General features: G+C 51.8%; 1 protein-coding gene. It reads left to right on the top strand.

Features of this window, described 5'->3' with window-relative positions; translation table 11 throughout:
* Window positions 1-158: 158 nt before the first annotated feature.
* Window positions 159-311: aminotransferase class V-fold PLP-dependent enzyme (locus ACXIUA_RS02390; protein ID WP_457976010.1), on the top strand; the 153-nt coding region annotated here is incomplete at its 3' end.

The raw sequence follows: 311 nt of genomic DNA, 5'->3' as shown, positions 1-311 counted from the left end.
CGCAGCCAGTTTGCCGGCTAAAATTAACGCCTAACACTATTCAGCATATGTTACTGACGCGGCTTCGCCAGGATATCCAGATAATTCTGATGGTTAGCACTCTCCTTGTATCAAAGTGAATTTTGCGTCACGATCGGTTCATCAAGCCGAGGAGTACCATGAACGTTTTTAATCCCGCGCAGTTTCGCGCCCAGTTTCCCGCACTTCAGGATGCGGGCGTCTATCTCGACAGCGCCGCGACCGCGCTTAAACCTGAAGCCGTGGTTGAAGCTACCCGACAGTTTTATAGCCTGAGCGCCGGAAACGTCCAT

Source organism: Corynebacterium sp. UMB8791 (assembly GCF_054166365.1).
The sequence above is the reverse complement of the archived record's forward strand: the minus strand, read 5'-3'. Positions and strand labels throughout refer to the sequence as shown.